The sequence below is a fragment of the Arthrobacter rhizosphaerae genome, assembly GCF_023062595.1.
Lineage (GTDB): Bacteria > Actinomycetota > Actinomycetes > Actinomycetales > Micrococcaceae > Arthrobacter > Arthrobacter rhizosphaerae.
Genome location: NZ_JALLAN010000043.1, coordinates 1 through 1116, shown reverse-complemented (window position 1 = coordinate 1116; position 1116 = coordinate 1). Strand labels below are relative to the sequence as shown.

Here is a 1116-nt window from a genome sequence, read left to right as displayed (position 1 = left end):
CTAGCTGTACTGCCCAGGGACGTTGGTTGGGTGAATGTGGTGACTCGCTGGAGTCGTTGACTCATGGGTGAGGACCTCCGGTTGCACAGTGGAGTTGCTTAGACAACCGCTGAGGCGACCAGGAGGTCCTCATGTCCCACGCTAATGCCGCTTTGACTCCACGCCAACGTTTGCGCGTCGCGCGTCTGGTCATTGACCAGGGCTGGCCGGTTTCCCGTGCCGCCGAGCAGTTCAACTGTTCCTGGCCCACCGCCAAGCGCTGGGCTGAACGCTACGCCGCGATGGGTGAGGCGGGCATGAATGACAGGTCCTCGCGCCCGCACCGGATGGCGAACCAGACCCCGCAGCAGCTCGTCCGCAAGATCGTCCATCTGCGCTGGAAGCAACGGCTGGGACCGGTCGCGATCGGAGCGAAGCTAGTCATGCCGGCATCCACGGTGCATGCGGTCCTGGTCCGGTGCCGGCTGAACCGGCTGCACCACGTGGACAAACGTACCGGGGAGGTCATTCGCCGGTACGAGCACGACAGGCCCGGGGCCATGATCCACGTCGACGTGAAGAAACTCGGAAATATCCCGGATGGGGGCGGCTGGCGCTACGTCGGCAAACAGCGGGGCCATCGGAACCGTGCAACGACCCCAGTCAGAACCGGCAGTCGCCGCCACCCCATCATCGGCACGGCCTACGTGCACACGGTCATCGACGACCATTCCCGGGTCGCCTACGCCGAGATCCACGGCGACGAAACCGCGGCCACCGCAGTAGCCGTCCTGAAAAGGGCTGTGTCCTGGTTCGCTGCCCGCGGCGTCACCGTCGAGCGGGTCCTCTCCGACAACGGCTCAGCCTACAAATCGAACCTCTGGCGGGACACCTGCCGGGAACTGAACATCAAGGCCAAGAAAACCCGCCCCTACCGTCCTCAGACCAACGGCAAGATCGAACGATTCCACCGAACCCTCGCCGACGGTTGGGCCTTCCAACGCTTCTACGCCACGGAATCAGCCCGCAGAAACGCCCTCCCGGCATGGCTTCACCACTACAATCACCACAGGCCCCACACCGCAATCGGAGGCCACCCGCCCATCAGCCGCTTAACCAACCTGCCTGGGCAGTACA

General features: G+C 64.2%; 1 protein-coding gene. It reads left to right on the top strand.

The features are described 5' to 3' along the window. Positions 1 to 131 precede the first annotated feature (131 nt). A partial coding sequence (locus tag MU551_RS23180; RefSeq protein WP_247048925.1) for an IS481 family transposase occupies positions 132 to 1116 on the top strand: 985 nt, incomplete at its 3' end.